The following is a 16,250-nucleotide window of genomic DNA, read 5'->3' as shown; positions in this document are numbered from 1 at the left end:
TTACTTCTTGGACGGGTGCTTGGGCCGCTGCGGGCCCTTGCGCTGTCCGGACTTGGCTTGGCGTGAGGCGCCGGACGCGGGCTTGCCCGCCGGCTTGGGCTTGTCGTCCTGCGGTGCTTTCTTCTGCAGGGAGGTCGTGGGCTCCGACTCACCGGAGTCGCCGTCCTTGGCCCCGCCCTGCTGAGCCGCACCGGTATGACGCTTCGCCTTGGTCTGGCGCTTGGGCTGCTGACGTCGCTGCGCGGCTCCGCCCTCGGCGTCGGCCACCGCGGTGTCGCTCTTCTCGACCGTGCCGTCCTCCTGGGCGGCGAGGCCGAGCTTGGCGAGTCCCGTGATGAACTTCCGCTCGATGTCATTGCGGTCCGGGCCCTTGGACACGATCCGCTTGACCGTATTGCGCTTGGTCCTGCCGCGCACCTCACCATGGGTGGTGACGCTCTTCAGCAGCCGTCCCAGGTACTGGTCCTGCGCCTTGCTGCCCGGTGTCGGGTTCTGGTTGATCACGTACATCTGCTGACCCATGGTCCAGACGTTGGTGGTCAGCCAGTAGACGAGGACACCGACGGGGAAGTTGATACCCATGACGGCGAAGATCAGCGGGAAGATGTACATCAGCATCTTCTGCTGCTGCATGTACGGCGTCTTGACCGTCAGGTCCACGTTCTTCGTCATCAGCTGGCGCTGGGTGAAGAACTGCGAGGCCGACATCATCACGATCATGACCGCGGTGACGACCCGGACATCCACCAGCGAGGCGCCGAGCGCCTCGACCTTGTCCGCACTGTCCATGAACTTGGCGGCCAGCGGAGCACCGAAGATGTGTGCCTGACGCGCGCTGTCCAGCAGCGACTGGTCGATGACGCCGATCTTCTTGTTCGACGCGATGGCCGAGAGCACGTGGTACAGAGCGAAGAAGAACGGTGACTGCGCCAGGATGGGAAGGCACGAGGACAACGGGTTGGTACCCGTCTCCTTGTACAGCTTCATCATCTCTTCGGACTGACGCTGCTTGTCGCTCTTGTAGCGCTCCTGGATCGCCTTCATCTTCGGCTGGAGCACCTGCATGTTCCGCGTCGACTTGATCTGCTTGACGAACAGCGGAACGAGGCAGATACGGATCAGCACCACGAGGGACACGATGGACAGACCCCAGGCCCATCCCGTGTCGGGGCCGAAGATCGCCCCGTACAACTTGTGGAACTGGACGATGACCCAGGAAACAGGCCATGTGATGAAGCTGAACAGACTGGCAATCGTGTCCACTAATCAGGCTCCTTGAGCATTGGGCGAAGTCTCTGCGGCCGAGCTCGGGAGATCGGTGGCCGATCCCCCGGGAGGCACATCAGCGGCGGAGTCCCCGCCCTTACCACCGCGGAAAAGATCTCGCAGCAGTTCGTGCCAACGCGGACGTTTGCGTGGTGGTACGTAATCCACGCCGCCGGGTGACCACGGATTGCATCGCAGGATGCGCCAGGCTGTCAGCGCCGTTCCCTTGATCGCTCCGTGCCGGTCGATCGCCGTATATCCATAGTGGGAACACGACGGGTAGTAACGGCAGACAGGCCCGAGAAGTGGGCTGATAGTCCACTGGTACAGCTTGATGAGAGCCAGCAGCGGGTACTTCATCGCGCGCCCCCTCCCAGTAGCCGCTGAAGGGCGGCGTCCAGGTCTCGGGCCAGCTGTTCATGGTCGGCGTCACCCGCACCGGGCAACGCGCGTACGACAACCAGGCTACCGGGGGGCAGCAGGGCCAGTCGTTCTCGGACCAGATGGCGAAGCCTTCGCTTCACCGCTGTGCGGACGACCGCTCCACCCACGGCTTTGCTGACAACGAAACCCGCACGCGGCGGGGGAGCAGTCTCCCCAGTCACGTGCGGGTCCGTTTCACCGCTGCGTAGATGGACGACGAGTAGCGGGCGGCCGGCCCGGCGTCCTCGTCGTACTGCGGTCGCGAAGTCCTCGCGCCGCCTCAGCCGATTCTCGGTAGGCAGCACGTCATGACGACCTGTACGCGATCAGGCGGACAGGTTGGCGCGACCCTTGCCACGGCGGGTCGCCAGGATCGCGCGGCCGGCACGGGTCCGCATACGCAGCCGGAAGCCGTGGGTCTTCGCGCGACGACGGTTGTTCGGCTGGAAGGTGCGCTTGCTCACTCGGGGGCTCCAGAAATGATTCGTGTGTTGGCGGGACATCGCCTGGCTGTCACCGTGCGCCCACGAGAGACTCGCGTAAACGCCCTAGTGCACCGCTTCACAATCACAGATCGTGATCTTTGCCCATCGGAGGCAGGCGGCAGCAGCCATCGACAACTCGACCTGGTCACGGTACGCGCGGCTGCGCCATCCGGTCAAACCGGCCTTACGGTGGACTCCATTGTGCACAGCCTGTGGACAACGACTTGAACCGCGCGGGTCGGCCTGACTACCGTGGCCGAACCCCGGTTCTTTTTCTTCCCGCCTGCCGGTCCTCACCCATCCCGACCCATCCCGTCCCGAGAAACACACATTCGTGGGACCAGCGAGAAAGCGTGCCTTGTGGCTGACGTACCTGCCGATCTTGCCGCAGTGTGGCCACGCGTGCTGGAGCAACTCCTCGGGGAGGGCCAGCAGGGCATCGAGCCGAAGGACAAACAGTGGATCGAGCGCTGCCAGCCGCTCGCCCTGGTCGCCGACACCGCGCTCCTCGCCGTCCCCAATGAATGGGGCAAGCGGGTCCTGGAGGGCCGGCTCGCCCCGCTCATCAGCGAGACGCTGAGCCGTGAGTGCGGCCGCCCGATCCGGATCGCGATCACGGTCGACGACTCCGCGGGCGAGCCGCCGAACCCGCCGGCGCCCCCGATGCACCAGTCCCAGCAGCAGCACCGCTACCAGGGACCGCAGCACGACGAACGGCAGCACAACGACTCCTACGACGGCTACGGCCACCGGCCCTCGGACGACGGCATGCCGACCGCCCGGCCCGCCTACCCGGATTACCAACAGCAGCAGCGCCCCGAGCCCGGCGCCTGGCCCCGTACCCAGGAGGACCTCTCCTGGCAGCAGCCCCGGCTCGGCGGATTCCAGGACCGCGACACCTCCGGCGAGCACTGGCGCGAGCCGTACGGGGGCGGACGCTCCCAGCAGCAGCCGCAGCACGACTACCGCCAGCAGCCTCCCGAGCGCCAGGGCTACGAGTCCCAGCGGGCCGAGCGCCACGACATGCAGGAGCCCCAGCACCGGCAGGGCGGCGGCACCGGCCGGCCCGGCGGGGTCCCGGGTCCGATGGGCGCGCAGCCCGCGCCCGCCCCCGGCCCCGGGGAGCCGCACGCCCGGCTGAATCCGAAGTACCTCTTCGACACCTTCGTCATCGGGGCGTCGAACCGCTTCGCGCACGCCGCGGCCGTCGCCGTCGCCGAAGCGCCCGCCAAGGCGTACAACCCGCTCTTCATCTACGGGGAGTCGGGGCTCGGCAAGACCCACCTGCTGCACGCCATCGGGCACTACGCCCGCAGCCTCTACCCGGGTACCCGGGTGCGGTACGTGAGCTCGGAGGAGTTCACCAACGAGTTCATCAACTCGATCCGCGACGGCAAGGGCGACACCTTCCGCAAGCGGTACCGCGATGTCGACATCCTGCTGGTCGACGACATCCAGTTCCTGGCGAGCAAGGAGTCGACGCAGGAGGAGTTCTTCCACACCTTCAATACGCTCCACAACGCGAACAAGCAGATCGTGCTGTCCTCGGACCGGCCGCCCAAGCAGCTGGTGACGCTGGAGGACCGGCTGCGGAATCGTTTCGAGTGGGGTCTCACCACCGATGTGCAGCCGCCGGAGCTGGAGACGCGCATCGCGATCCTCCGTAAGAAGGCGGTGCAGGAGCAGCTCAACGCTCCTCCGGAGGTGCTGGAGTTCATCGCCTCCCGTATCTCGCGCAACATCCGGGAGCTGGAGGGCGCGCTCATCCGGGTCACGGCCTTCGCCAGTCTGAACCGGCAGCCGGTGGACCTCGGACTGACCGAGATCGTCCTGAAGGACCTGATCCCCGGGGGCGAGGACTCCGCCCCGGAGATCACGGCGCCGGCCATCATGGCGGCGACCGCGGACTACTTCGGGCTGACGGTGGAGGACCTCTGCGGATCCTCGCGCAGCCGCGTGCTCGTGACGGCGCGCCAGATCGCGATGTACCTGTGCCGTGAGCTGACGGACCTCTCGCTGCCCAAGATCGGCGCCCAGTTCGGCGGCCGCGACCATACGACCGTGATGCACGCCGACCGGAAGATCCGCGCGCTGATGGCGGAGCGGCGCTCCATCTACAACCAGGTCACCGAGCTCACCAACCGCATCAAGAACGGCTGACGGCCCACCACTCCGCCACACGCAGCGCATCCGGGCACCGAAGGGCGCTCCGGGACCCATCGGGTCCCGGAGCGCCCTTCTCCGTTGTGCGGAGCGCGACCGGAGCCACCCGACGGGCCGCGCCGAAGGCCTCCGGAAGCGGTCCGCGAGCGTCCCTGACCGCTGTGCACGGGGTTCTCGGGGTGCCGCCGGCCGTCGCGGCTGTTCGAATACCTGCCGCGGGGAGGCTGTTCTCCACAGATCTGGGCACAATCTCCCCTCCACAGCCTGGGGATTGAAAAGTTGTCCATACTGCTTCCACAGGCTGGGCAGCCGATACGCCATCAGGCCAGCTCAGAGGCCTGGGGATTTGTGGTCAACAATGATCCACAGCCTGTGGACAAGTTTTTCGTCCACAGGGGACCGTCATCGTTGTCCACCGGCGGCCCACAGGCCGGGCCTTCTTGTCCCCAGCTTCTGCGGGCTTCTCCACACCTCTGTCCACTGTTCGGCAACGTGACACCCGCTTTCACCGCACCGAGTGAAAGGCGTCACACCAAGAGGGTCGGTTGGGCTGTGGGGAAGGTGGGTAAAGCTGGGGACAGACCTGGGGAGAAACCCCCCTGTCCTGTGCACCGGTTGTGCAGAACTTTCGGGTGTCCACAGAAACCCCGGGTTGTCCACCGGTTCCACCCACAGGGTCGGTGGACAAAAAACAGGGCCTGACCTGCGCAAACGACGTTATCCACGGTTTCCACAGGCCCTACTACTACTACTACCTCTAGTTAGCCCGGAATCCGCTTCGAAGTGGGGCCTGTGCACAACTCGGCGCCGGAGCTCCCCGAAGCTGTTGTCGCGACTTGACCCCGAGCAGCACCGAGTGTCGGTGCCGTACGTCAGACTGGTCCCCGGCGTCCTCCCCGTCCCCTCGGTGGAACGACCCGACCAGACGACGAAGGCCAGCAGGGCGAGCGAGCAACAGCAGGAGGCGGTTCCGGTGAAGATCCGGGTGGAGCGCGATGTACTCGCGGAGGCTGTGGCCTGGGTGGCCCGTAGCCTCCCGGCCCGGCCGCCGGCGCCCGTTCTTGCGGGCCTTCTGCTGAAGGCCGAGGACGGTGCGCTCAGCTTCTCCAGCTTCGACTACGAGGTCTCGGCCCGGGTCTCGGTGGATGCCGAGATCGAGGAGGACGGCACGGTGCTGGTCTCCGGCCGGCTCCTCGCCGACATCTGCCGGGCCCTGCCCAACCGTCCGGTGGAGATCTCCACAGACGGTGTACGGGCGACCGTGGCCTGCGGCTCCTCGCGCTTCACCCTCCACACCCTTCCTGTGGAGGAGTACCCCGCGCTGCCCCAGATGCCGACGGCGACCGGCACGGTCCCCGGCGAGGTCTTCGCCTCCGCGGCCGCCCAGGTGGCCATCGCCGCGGGCCGGGACGACACGCTGCCCGTCCTCACCGGTGTGCGTATCGAGATCGAGGGCGACACCGTCACCCTGGCCTCCACCGACCGCTACCGCTTCGCGGTCCGCGAGTTCCTCTGGAAGCCGGAGGACGCCGACGCCTCCGCCGTCGCCCTGGTGCCCGCCAAGACGCTGCTCGACACCGCGAAGGCGCTCACCAGCGGCGACACGGTGACGCTGGCGCTGTCGGGCTCAGGTGCCGGTGAGGGCCTCATCGGCTTCGAGGGCGCCGGCCGGCGGACGACCACGCGGCTGCTCGAGGGCGACCTGCCGAAGTACCGCACGCTCTTCCCGACCGAGTTCAACACGGTCGCGGTCATCGAGACCGCCCCGTTCGTCGAGGCCGTCAAGCGCGTCGCGCTGGTGGCGGAGCGGAACACCCCGGTCCGGCTCAGCTTCGAGCAGGGTGTGCTGATCCTGGAAGCGGGTTCCAGCGACGACGCACAGGCTGTGGAGCGCGTCGACGCCGTCCTGGAGGGCGACGACATCTCGATCGCCTTCAACCCGACCTTCCTGCTGGACGGCCTGAGCGCGATCGACTCCCCGGTCGCGCAGCTGTCCTTCACGACGTCCACCAAGCCCGCGCTGCTCAGCGGCCGTGCCGCCGTCGACGCCGAGGCCGACGACGCGTACAAGTACCTGATCATGCCGGTCCGCCTCTCCGGCTGATCCGGTCACCGGTCCTGTCACGGCAGGCGACGACGGGCACGCTCAGCGCCGAGCATGCCCGTCGCCCTGTCCCCGGCCGGGCGTAGGCTCGGTCCTGGGTACGAATCGGCACAACGCTTAAGGAATCTCTGATGGAGATCGGTCTCGTCGGCCTCGGCAAGATGGGCGGCAACATGCGCGAGCGCATCCGCCGCGCAGGCCACACCGTCATCGGTTACGACCGCAACCCGGACGTCGCCGATGTCCACAGCCTCGAAGAGCTTGTGGGCAAGCTGAAGGGCCCCCGGGTCGTGTGGGTGATGGTCCCGGCCGGCGCCGCGACCCAGTCCACGATCGACGAGCTGGCCGAGCTGCTGTCGGCCGGTGACGTCGTCGTGGACGGTGGGAACTCCCGCTGGACCGACGACGAGAAGCACGCGGTCGAGCTCGGCATCAAGGGCATCGGCTTCGTCGACTGCGGCGTCTCCGGCGGTGTCTGGGGCCTCGAGAACGGCTACGCGCTGATGTACGGCGGCGACGCCGAGAACGTCGCGAAGGTCCAGCCGGTCTTCGACGCGCTGAAGCCCGAGGGTGACTTCGGTTCCGTCCACGCGGGCAAGGTCGGCGCCGGCCACTTCGCGAAGATGGTTCACAACGGCATCGAGTACGCCATGATGCAGGCCTACGCCGAGGGCTGGGAGCTCCTGGAGAAGGTCGACTCCGTCACCGACGTGCGTGAGGTCTTCCGTTCCTGGCAGGAGGGCACGGTCATCCGTTCCTGGCTGCTCGACCTGGCGGTCAACGCGCTGGACGACGACGAGCACCTGGACCAGCTCCGCGGTTTCGCCGCCGACTCCGGCGAGGGCCGGTGGACGGTGGAGGCCGCGATCGACAACGCGGTGCCGCTGCCCGCGATCACCGCGTCGCTCTTCGCCCGGTTCGCCTCGCGCCAGGACGACTCCCCGCAGATGAAGATGATCGCCGCGCTGCGCAACCAGTTCGGTGGCCACGCGGTCGAGAACAAGAAGTAGCAGCGACGAGGAGCGGGCCGGGCGTCCGCCCGCACCACTGAGCACGGAGCAGGAAGCCGGGAAGGTCGGCGTACACCATGCATGTCACGCATCTGTCGCTGGCCGACTTCCGCTCGTACGCCCGGGTCGAGGTGCCCCTCGACCCGGGCGTCACCGCGTTCGTGGGGGCCAACGGCCAGGGCAAGACGAATCTGGTCGAGGCCGTCGGCTATCTCTCGACGCTCGGCAGCCACCGGGTCTCCTCCGACGCGCCGCTCGTGCGCATGGGCGCGGAACGGGCTGTCATCAGGGCTGCCGTCACCCAGGGCGAGCGCTCGCAGCTGATCGAGCTGGAGCTGAACCCGGGCAAGGCCAATCGCGCCCGTATCAATAGATCGTCGCAGGTCAGACCCCGTGACGTGCTCGGCATCGTACGGACCGTGCTGTTCGCGCCGGAGGATCTGGCGCTGGTCAAGGGCGATCCCGGCGAGCGCCGCCGGTTCCTGGACGAGCTGGTCACGGCGCGTTCGCCGCGGATGGCCGGGGTGCGCTCGGACTACGAGCGGGTGCTGAAGCAGCGGAACACGCTGCTGAAGTCGGCGGCGATGGCGCGCCGGCACGGTGGCCGTTCGATGGACCTGTCGACGCTCGACGTATGGGACCAGCACCTGGGCCGGGTGGGCGCCGAGCTGCTGGCACAGCGGCTGGACCTGATCGCGACGATGCAGCCGCTGACCGACAAGGCCTACGCGGACGTGGCGCCCGGCGGCGGGCCGGTGACGCTGGAGTACCGGAGCTCGGTGGGCCCGGAGGTGGGGGCGGACTCCGCCCGTACGCGTGAGGAGCTGTACGCGCAGCTGATCGCGGCCCTCGCCGAGGTGCGCAAGCAGGAGATCGAGCGGGGCGTGACGCTGGTCGGCCCGCACCGGGACGACCTGGTGCTGGGGCTGCGCGGAATGCCGGCCAAGGGGTACGCGAGCCACGGGGAGTCGTGGTCGTACGCGCTGGCCCTGCGGCTGGCCTCGTACGATCTGCTGCGCTCCGAGGGCAACGAGCCCGTGCTGGTGCTGGACGACGTCTTCGCCGAACTGGACGCGCGCCGCCGTGAGCGGCTGGCCGAGCTGGTGGCTCCGGGTGAGCAGGTGCTGGTGACGGCCGCGGTGGACGACGACGTCCCTGGGGTGCTCGCGGGTACGCGGTACGCGGTGTCGGCGGGCGAGGTGGAACGGCTGTGAGCGGCGCTGCGGGCAGCCCGGAGCCGCTCCCGGAGGGCCCGGCCGGTACCCCGCGCGAGCCGTCCGCCGGAGAGGCGAAGCCGGCGGAGCCCTCTGGGGTGGACCTGGCGCGGGTGGCCCTGCGCGCGGCGAAGGAACAGGCGCGGGCACGCGGTGCGTCCGCGCAGCAGAAGAAGCAGGCCCGGCGGGGCGGCGGGCTGCGGTCCGGGGCGCGGGCGGACGGCCGTGATCCGCTGCCGCTGGGTGCGGCGATCAACCGGCTGATCACCGAACGCGGCTGGGAGGCGCCGGCCGCGGTGGGCGGTGTGATGGGCCGCTGGCCGCAGATCGTAGGTGATGATCTGGCCAATCATTGTGTGCCGCTGCGCTACGACGAGGATCCCGCGGAGCGGGTTCTGACGGTGCAGTGCGACTCGACGGCGTGGGCGACGCAGCTGCGGCTGCTGGCGCCTCAGCTGGTGGCCCGGCTGAACGCGGATCTGGGGCACGGAACCGTGCGGATGATCAAGGTGCTGGGGCCGGGAGGGCCGCAGCGGAGGTTCGGTCCGCTGCGTGCGCCGGGCAGCAAGGGACCGGGCGACACCTACGGCTGACCTGGCCTTTTATCCTGTTCCGCGGACAGTGATCCGGCTCTGGCCGAGAGGGCCGGGGCGGGGTGTGCCCCGGTTGTCACCGATGCCCGCGGACTCCCTGTTGTGCGGGTGTGCGGTGGTGGAAACCGTGCGGTGTCGGGCGGGCGTCCCTCACGGTAGTGGAAGGTTGACAGGCCGAAGCGCTCAACGCCCGTGTGAGCCTCTTGAGGCCCCTTCCCGAATATGGGGAGTCGTCAGGCGCTCATTCAGGGCGGCACATGCGGACTCAGGTACCGGCAAACCCCCATTCGGGTCGGCGCTACCGGTAGACTGGTGGACAATCCCGCGTCCTTGCGGGATTCGTCGATACAAGCCGAACGACGCAGCCGCTCCCGCCTGCCCGGAGAACGGCCTGTGCTGTGCCAGAAAGGGCGCTTCGTGGCCGATTCCGGCAACCCCAACGAGAACATTCCGTCCACCCCCGGTGAGAGCGGCGCTGCTCCCGCCCCGGGCGAGGTGACAGCCTCGTACGACGCCAGCGCGATCACCGTGCTCGAGGGTCTGGACGCGGTCCGCAAGCGACCCGGCATGTACATCGGCTCGACCGGTGAGCGCGGTCTCCACCACCTCGTGCAAGAGGTTGTCGACAACTCGGTCGACGAGGCCATGGCCGGGCACGCGGACACCATCGACGTCACGATCCTCGCCGACGGCGGGGTACGTGTGATCGACAACGGCCGCGGTATCCCGGTCGGCATCGTGCCGTCCGAGGGCAAGCCGGCCGTCGAGGTCGTCCTCACCGTGCTGCACGCCGGCGGCAAGTTCGGGGGCGGCGGCTACGCGGTCTCCGGCGGTCTGCACGGCGTCGGTGTGTCCGTCGTCAACGCCCTGTCCACCCGGGTGGCCGTCGAGGTCAAGACGGACGGATACCACTGGACCCAGGACTACAAGTTCGGCGTCCCGACCGCACCGCTGGCCCGTAACGAGGCCACCGACGAGACGGGCACGTCGGTCACCTTCTGGGCCGACGGGGACATCTTCGAGACGACCGAGTACTCCTTCGAGACCCTCTCGCGGCGTTTCCAGGAGATGGCCTTCCTCAACAAGGGCCTCACCCTCAAGCTCACCGACGAGCGGGAGTCGGCGAAGGCGACGGCCGGCGCGGACAGCGCGGAGGCCGTCGAGGTTCCCGAGGAGGAGCCGGCCCGGACGGTCACGTACCACTACGAAAACGGCATCGTCGATTTCGTGAAGTACCTGAACTCCCGCAAGGGCGATGTCATCCACCAGTCGGTGATCGACATCGAGGCCGAGGACAAGGACCGTCTCCTCTCGGCCGAGATCGCCATGCAGTGGAACACGCAGTACAGCGAGGGGGTCTACTCCTTCGCCAACGCGATCCACACGCATGAGGGCGGTACGCACGAGGAGGGCTTCCGTGCGGCGCTGACCTCGCTGGTCAACCGGTACGCGCGCGAGAAGAAGCTGCTGCGCGAGAAGGACGACAACCTCACCGGTGAGGACGTCCGCGAGGGCCTGACGGCGATCATCTCGGTGAAGCTGGGCGAGCCGCAGTTCGAGGGCCAGACGAAGACCAAGCTGGGCAACACGGAGGCCAAGACCTTCGTGCAGAAGGTCGTCCACGAGCAGCTGACGGACTGGTTCGACCGGAACCCCAACGAGGCCGCCGACATCATCCGCAAGGGCATCGCCGCCTCGACCGCCCGCGTGGCGGCCCGCAAGGCGCGTGACCTGACCCGTCGCAAGGGGCTCCTGGAGAGCGCCTCGCTGCCGGGCAAGCTGAGCGACTGCCAGTCCAACGACCCGACGAAGTGCGAGATCTTCATCGTCGAGGGTGACTCCGCCGGTGGTTCGGCGAAGTCCGGCCGCAACCCGATGTACCAGGCCATCCTGCCGATCCGCGGCAAGATCCTGAACGTCGAGAAGGCCCGGATCGACAAGATCCTGCAGAACACCGAGGTCCAGGCGCTGATCTCGGCCTTCGGCACCGGGGTCCACGAGGACTTCGACATCGAGAAGCTCCGCTATCACAAGATCATTCTGATGGCGGACGCCGACGTCGACGGCCAGCACATCAACACCCTGCTGCTCACCTTCCTCTTCCGCTTCATGCGACCGCTGGTCGAGCACGGGCACATCTACCTGTCGCGTCCGCCGCTCTTCAAGATCAAGTGGGGCCGGGACGACTTCGAGTACGCGTACTCGGACCGCGAGCGCGACGCCCTGGTCGCCCTCGGCAAGCAGAACGGCAAGCGGATCAAGGACGACTCGATCCAGCGCTTCAAGGGCCTCGGCGAGATGAACGCCGAGGAACTGCGCATCACCACGATGGACGTCGACCACCGCGTGCTCGGCCAGGTCACGCTCGACGACGCGGCTCAGGCCGACGACCTGTTCTCGGTGCTGATGGGTGAGGACGTCGAGGCACGGCGCTCGTTCATCCAGCGCAACGCCAAGGACGTCCGCTTCCTCGACATCTGAGTCGGCCGTACAAGGAAGAGGGTCCGGCCCTCCAAGCCGCAGCGCGAAAGGACTTTGACCAGCAATGGCCGACGAGAACACCCCTGCCCCCGTGACGCCAGAAGAGGTTCCGCCCGTCGAGGGCGTGGGCATGCGTGTCGAGCCCGTCGGGCTCGAGACGGAGATGCAGCGCTCCTACCTCGACTACGCGATGTCCGTCATCGTCTCGCGTGCGCTGCCCGACGTGCGGGACGGCCTGAAGCCCGTCCACCGCCGGGTGCTGTACGCGATGTACGACGGCGGCTACCGGCCCGAGAAGGGCTTCTACAAGTGCGCCCGTGTCGTCGGTGACGTCATGGGCACGTACCACCCGCACGGCGACTCCTCGATCTACGACGCCCTGGTGCGCCTGGCGCAGCACTGGTCGATGCGCATGCCGCTGGTGGACTCCAACGGCAACTTCGGTTCCCCGGGCAACGACCCGGCCGCCGCCATGCGGTACACCGAGTGCAAGATGATGCCGCTGTCCATGGAGATGGTCCGGGACATCGACGAGGAGACCGTCGACTTCCAGGACAACTACGACGGCCGCAACCAGGAGCCGACGGTTCTGCCGGCGCGCTTCCCGAACCTGCTGGTCAACGGTTCCGCGGGGATCGCGGTCGGTATGGCGACCAACATCCCGCCGCACAACCTGCGCGAGGTCGCGTCCGGTGCGCAGTGGTACCTGGAGCACCCGGAGGCCTCGCAGGAGGACCTCCTGGACGCCCTGCTCGAACGCATCAAGGGGCCGGACTTCCCGACCGGCGCGCTCGTCGTGGGCCGCAAGGGCATCGAGGAGGCGTACCGCACGGGCCGTGGCTCGATCACGATGCGCGCGGTCGTGGCGGTCGAGGAGATCCAGAACCGCCAGTGCCTGGTGGTCACGGAACTCCCGTACCAGACCAACCCCGACAACCTCGCGCAGAAGATCGCCGACCTGGTGAAGGACGGCAAGGTCGGCGGGATCGCGGACGTCCGTGACGAGACCTCGTCGCGTACGGGCCAGCGCCTGGTCGTCGTCCTCAAGCGGGACGCGGTCGCCAAGGTCGTACTGAACAACCTGTACAAGCACACCGATCTGCAGACCAACTTCGGCGCCAACATGCTGGCGCTGGTGGACGGGGTGCCGCGCACCCTGTCGATCGACGCGTTCATCCGCCACTGGGTGACGCACCAGATCGAGGTCATCGTCCGGCGTACGAAGTTCCGGCTGCGCAAGGCCGAGGAGCGGGCGCACATCCTGCGCGGCCTGCTCAAGGCCCTGGACGCCATCGATGAGGTCATCGCCCTCATCCGGCGCAGCAACACCGTGGAGATCGCGCGTGAGGGCCTGATGGGCCTGCTGGAGATCGACGAGATCCAGGCGAACGCGATCCTGGAGATGCAGCTGCGCCGGCTGGCCGCGCTGGAGCACCAGAAGATCACCGCCGAGCACGACGAGCTCCAGGCGAAGATCAACGAGTACAACGCGATCCTGGTGTCGCCCGAGCGGCAGCGGCAGATCGTCAGCGAGGAGCTGGCGGCGATCGTCGACAAGTTCGGCGACGACCGGCGCTCCAAGCTGGTGCCCTTCGACGGTGACATGTCCATCGAGGACCTGATCGCCGAGGAGGACATCGTCGTCACGATCTCCCGCGGCGGCTACGTGAAGCGCACGAAGACGGACGACTACCGCTCGCAGAAGCGCGGCGGCAAGGGCGTGCGCGGCACGAAGCTCAAGGAAGACGACATCGTCGACCACTTCTTCGTGTCGACGACGCACCACTGGCTGCTGTTCTTCACCAACAAGGGCCGCGTCTACCGGGCGAAGGCGTACGAGCTGCCGGACGCCGGCCGTGACGCCCGCGGTCAGCACGTCGCCAACCTGCTGGCCTTCCAGCCGGACGAGCAGATCGCGCAGATCCTGGCGATCCGCGACTACGACGCCGCGCCCTACCTGATTCTGGCCACGAAGGGCGGTCTCGTGAAGAAGACCGCGCTGAAGGACTACGACTCACCGCGCTCCGGTGGCGTCATCGCCATCAACCTGCGCGAGACGGCGGACGGCTCTGACGACGAGCTGATCGGTGCGGAGCTGGTGTCGTCCGAGGACGATCTGCTGCTCATCAGCAAGAAGGCCCAGTCGATCAGGTTCACTGCGACGGACGATGCGCTGCGTCCGATGGGCCGCGCCACTTCGGGCGTCAAGGGCATGAGTTTCCGCGAGGGAGACGAACTCCTCTCGATGAATGTCGTCAGGCCCGGTACTTTCGTGTTCACTGCCACTGACGGCGGGTACGCGAAGCGGACCCCTGTCGACGAGTACCGCGTTCAGGGTCGCGGCGGCCTGGGCATCAAGGCCGCCAAGATCGTGGAGGACCGGGGCTCACTGGTCGGTGCGCTGGTGGTCGAGGCTACGGATGAGATCCTTGCCATCACGCTCGGCGGCGGTGTGATTCGTACGCGAGTCAATGAAGTCAGGGAGACGGGCCGTGACACCATGGGCGTCCAACTGATCAATCTGGGCAAGCGCGATGCCGTTGTGGGGATCGCTCGTAACGCCGAGGCAGGTCGCGAGGCCGAAGAGGTCGACGGTCTCGTCGACGCCGAGGACGAGACGGCCGAGGCAGTGACAGCGGAGGCCACCACGGCCGACGCAGCTGGTGAGAGCACGGTCGAGGGCACGACGTCCTCGACCGGGGAGCACGAGGAGTAGAGCGTGAGTGGAGCCACGGGCGCCGGTTCGGCCGCTTCCGGAGCCGGCGCGAATGGTGCCCGTGGCCCTGCCACGGACTCCCAAGGGGGCACTGTGACGGATACCCGGGGTCCTCAACCCCAGTACGAGGGCTACGCGGCCGGGCCGTTGCCCGGCGAGCGCGAGCCCGCACCGGGCCAGGCGGGGCCGTACCACCCGCCGCAGGCCTACCCCTCGCCCCCGGGCGGGACACAGGGTGGCCGGCCGCAGGGGCAGCAGGGCGGTGTGCCGGGCGTGAGCGCGGCACAGGCGTCCCGCAAACCGCGGACGGGGGCGCGGACCACTCCGCGTACCCGTAAGGCGCGCCTGCGGGTGGCCAAGGCGGATCCGTGGTCGGTGATGAAGGTCAGCTTCCTGCTGTCCATCGCGCTCGGCATCTGCACGGTGGTGGCGTCGGCGGTCCTGTGGATGGTGATGGACGCGATGGGCGTCTTCAACACCGTGGGCGGCACGATCAGCGAGGCAACCGGTTCGACCGAGGGCAGCGGCTTCGATCTGCAGTCGTTCCTGTCGCTGCCGAGGGTCCTCATCTTCACGTCGGTCATCGCGGTGATCGACGTGGTCCTGGCGACCGCGCTGGCGACTCTGGGCGCCTTCATCTACAACTTGTCGGCCGGCTTCGTGGGCGGTGTCGAGCTCACGCTGGCCGAGGACGAGTAGCGACGCGGGTATCGATTTTGGGACTGGCCACGACGTGCGCTAATCTTCAGAAGTCAGCGCACAGCGCGGCGGGGCTATAGCTCAGTTGGTTAGAGCGCATCCCTGATAAGGATGAGGCCACAGGTTCAAATCCTGTTAGCCCCACAGTGACAACAGAAGGCCCGGTCTCTCTTCGGAGAGACCGGGCCTTCTGCGTGTGCGGGGTGCGGTGTTGGGCGGGGTGTGCTGTTGGACGGGAGTTCCGTGAACTCCCGTCTCTTCTTCTCTTTCCTTGAGCCGGTGCCGGAGCCCACCTGCTTCCCGGACTCGCTTCCGGTTCTCCGCTTCCGGAACTCCGGTGCAGGGGCCGCGCGTACCGGAGCGCCGCTGTGCGCGCGTTGCGGCGGCACGTCGCGGCGCAGAGGGCAGTGCGCAGCGGTACGGGCCAGAGGAGCGGCCCAGAGGAGCGGCCCGGAGGAGAGGGTGTGGCGGGCGCACGGGAAAGCCCCCGTCCGGTGTGAACCGGCCCGGGGGCTCTGGGTGTCAGGTGCGCCGCTCTCAGGGCGGCAGGAGGGAGGCGTCGCCCGCCGGGGCGCCGTGCGAGGCGCGGGCGGTGCTTGTGGTGCTCGTGGTGTCCGCCGTGTCAGCGGACAGATGGCGGGTGGAGGGTGAGGAGCCGTGCGCCTCGGCGCGGATGCGCTGCTTCATCGTGGGCGGCAGGGCCCGGTCACGCGGAAGGGTCCATCGGACCGACGGGGTGGTCGCGGTTGCCGCGGTCGCACCCGTGTGCTCGTGGGTCGTGGCCGCCGGCTCCGTGACCGTGGCTTCCGTGGCCGACGCGGTGGAGCCTGCGAGGCCCAGTGCGGCGAGAAGTGCGAAGAACGCGGTGATGAAGGCGGTCCAGATGTTCTTGGCCCTGTAGGTGCTCATGGCCCCTCACTCACTTTCGGGTGGTCCGTTTTGCTTACCTTCCTGATGATGTGGATTCGGCCCGCGATTTCACGGACCGACGCCGCCGATGTGCCGATGTTCAGATGAACACCACTCGTATGGTGCAACCGGCCCCGATCGGTCGGCTCCGGGCCCTCTCCGGGACGGTGACGGGGTGATGGCAGGG

The 16,250-nt window shown here is 67.9% G+C and carries 13 protein-coding genes and 1 tRNA gene; 9 read left to right on the top strand and 5 right to left on the bottom strand.

The window, feature by feature from the left end; translation table 11 throughout:
* From yidC to rpmH, 4 genes are read right to left on the bottom strand one after another with little or no spacing between them, the layout of a single operon-like run.
* Window positions 1-1,263, bottom strand: a complete 1,263-nt coding sequence (gene yidC, locus ACIO3R_RS23015; protein WP_385037566.1) for a membrane protein insertase YidC — start codon at window positions 1,261-1,263, stop codon at window positions 1-3.
* 3 nt (window positions 1,264-1,266) lie between these two features.
* Window positions 1,267-1,626 (bottom strand): membrane protein insertion efficiency factor YidD, encoded by a 360-nt coding sequence (gene yidD / locus ACIO3R_RS23010; protein ID WP_078617610.1) that lies wholly within the window; start codon window positions 1,624-1,626, stop codon window positions 1,267-1,269.
* Entirely contained in the window at window positions 1,623-1,994 is a 372-nt protein-coding gene (rnpA, locus tag ACIO3R_RS23005) for a ribonuclease P protein component (RefSeq protein ID WP_123460437.1), read from the bottom strand. Before rnpA ends, yidD begins: the two co-directional genes overlap by 4 nt.
* Window positions 1,995-2,015: 21 nt before the next feature.
* Window positions 2,016-2,153, bottom strand: a complete 138-nt coding sequence (rpmH, locus tag ACIO3R_RS23000) for a 50S ribosomal protein L34 (protein ID WP_362953290.1) — start codon at window positions 2,151-2,153, stop codon at window positions 2,016-2,018.
* Window positions 2,154-2,534: 381 nt separating this feature from the next.
* Between rpmH and dnaA the strand changes: the two genes are divergently transcribed.
* The 9 genes from dnaA to ACIO3R_RS22955 all read left to right on the top strand — a co-directional run bounded on the left by dnaA (window position 2,535) and on the right by ACIO3R_RS22955 (window position 15,298).
* Window positions 2,535-4,334 carry a chromosomal replication initiator protein DnaA gene (dnaA, locus tag ACIO3R_RS22995; RefSeq protein WP_385037571.1) on the top strand — a complete coding sequence of 600 codons (1,800 nt, stop codon included), beginning with the start codon at window positions 2,535-2,537 and terminating at the stop codon, window positions 4,332-4,334.
* 976 nt (window positions 4,335-5,310) lie between these two features.
* Window positions 5,311-6,441: a DNA polymerase III subunit beta gene (gene dnaN / locus ACIO3R_RS22990; RefSeq protein WP_385035817.1), complete on the top strand. Its 1,131-nt coding sequence runs from the start codon at window positions 5,311-5,313 to the stop codon at window positions 6,439-6,441.
* A 131-nt stretch (window positions 6,442-6,572) separates the two neighbouring features.
* On the top strand, window positions 6,573-7,451 hold the full coding sequence (gnd, locus tag ACIO3R_RS22985; RefSeq protein WP_073733247.1) for a phosphogluconate dehydrogenase (NAD(+)-dependent, decarboxylating): 879 nt from the start codon (window positions 6,573-6,575) through the stop codon (window positions 7,449-7,451).
* Between the two features lie 77 nt (window positions 7,452-7,528).
* Complete coding sequence (recF, locus tag ACIO3R_RS22980) at window positions 7,529-8,665, top strand: DNA replication/repair protein RecF (protein ID WP_363022825.1); 1,137 nt, start codon at window positions 7,529-7,531, stop codon at window positions 8,663-8,665.
* Entirely contained in the window at window positions 8,662-9,258 is a 597-nt protein-coding gene (locus ACIO3R_RS22975) for a DUF721 domain-containing protein (protein ID WP_402108241.1), read from the top strand. Before recF ends, ACIO3R_RS22975 begins: the two co-directional genes overlap by 4 nt.
* Before the next feature lie 393 nt (window positions 9,259-9,651).
* Window positions 9,652-11,739 carry a DNA topoisomerase (ATP-hydrolyzing) subunit B gene (gene gyrB, locus ACIO3R_RS22970; RefSeq protein WP_385035800.1) on the top strand — a complete coding sequence of 696 codons (2,088 nt, stop codon included), beginning with the start codon at window positions 9,652-9,654 and terminating at the stop codon, window positions 11,737-11,739.
* Window positions 11,740-11,803: 64 nt separating this feature from the next.
* Complete coding sequence (gyrA, locus tag ACIO3R_RS22965; protein WP_385035801.1) at window positions 11,804-14,455, top strand: DNA gyrase subunit A; 2,652 nt, start codon at window positions 11,804-11,806, stop codon at window positions 14,453-14,455.
* A gap of 93 nt (window positions 14,456-14,548) precedes the next feature.
* Window positions 14,549-15,154, top strand: coding sequence for a DUF3566 domain-containing protein (locus ACIO3R_RS22960; protein ID WP_363022817.1), 606 nt, complete (start codon window positions 14,549-14,551; stop codon window positions 15,152-15,154).
* Between the two features lie 70 nt (window positions 15,155-15,224).
* Window positions 15,225-15,298 (top strand) — tRNA-Ile (locus ACIO3R_RS22955).
* A gap of 393 nt (window positions 15,299-15,691) precedes the next feature.
* On the opposite strand, the gene ACIO3R_RS22950 is transcribed toward ACIO3R_RS22955, so the two are convergent.
* Window positions 15,692-16,063 carry a DUF6344 domain-containing protein gene (locus ACIO3R_RS22950; protein WP_385035802.1) on the bottom strand — a complete coding sequence of 124 codons (372 nt, stop codon included), beginning with the start codon at window positions 16,061-16,063 and terminating at the stop codon, window positions 15,692-15,694.
* Window positions 16,064-16,250 lie beyond the last annotated feature (187 nt).

The sequence above is a fragment of the Streptomyces sp. NPDC087428 genome, from assembly GCF_044744085.1.
Lineage (GTDB): Bacteria > Actinomycetota > Actinomycetes > Streptomycetales > Streptomycetaceae > Streptomyces.
Note: the sequence above shows the minus strand (reverse complement) of the source record. Positions and strands in the feature narration are given on the sequence as shown.

Coding starts and splice junctions, on each gene's coding strand:
- yidD (WP_078617610.1), bottom strand. CDS start 1,626: ATGAAGTACCCGCTGCTGGCTCTCATCAAGCTGTACCAGTGGACTATC.
- gnd (WP_073733247.1), top strand. CDS start 6,573: ATGGAGATCGGTCTCGTCGGCCTCGGCAAGATGGGCGGCAACATGCGC.
- recF (WP_363022825.1), top strand. CDS start 7,529: ATGCATGTCACGCATCTGTCGCTGGCCGACTTCCGCTCGTACGCCCGG.
- gyrA (WP_385035801.1), top strand. CDS start 11,804: ATGGCCGACGAGAACACCCCTGCCCCCGTGACGCCAGAAGAGGTTCCG.
- ACIO3R_RS22950 (WP_385035802.1), bottom strand. CDS start 16,063: ATGAGCACCTACAGGGCCAAGAACATCTGGACCGCCTTCATCACCGCG.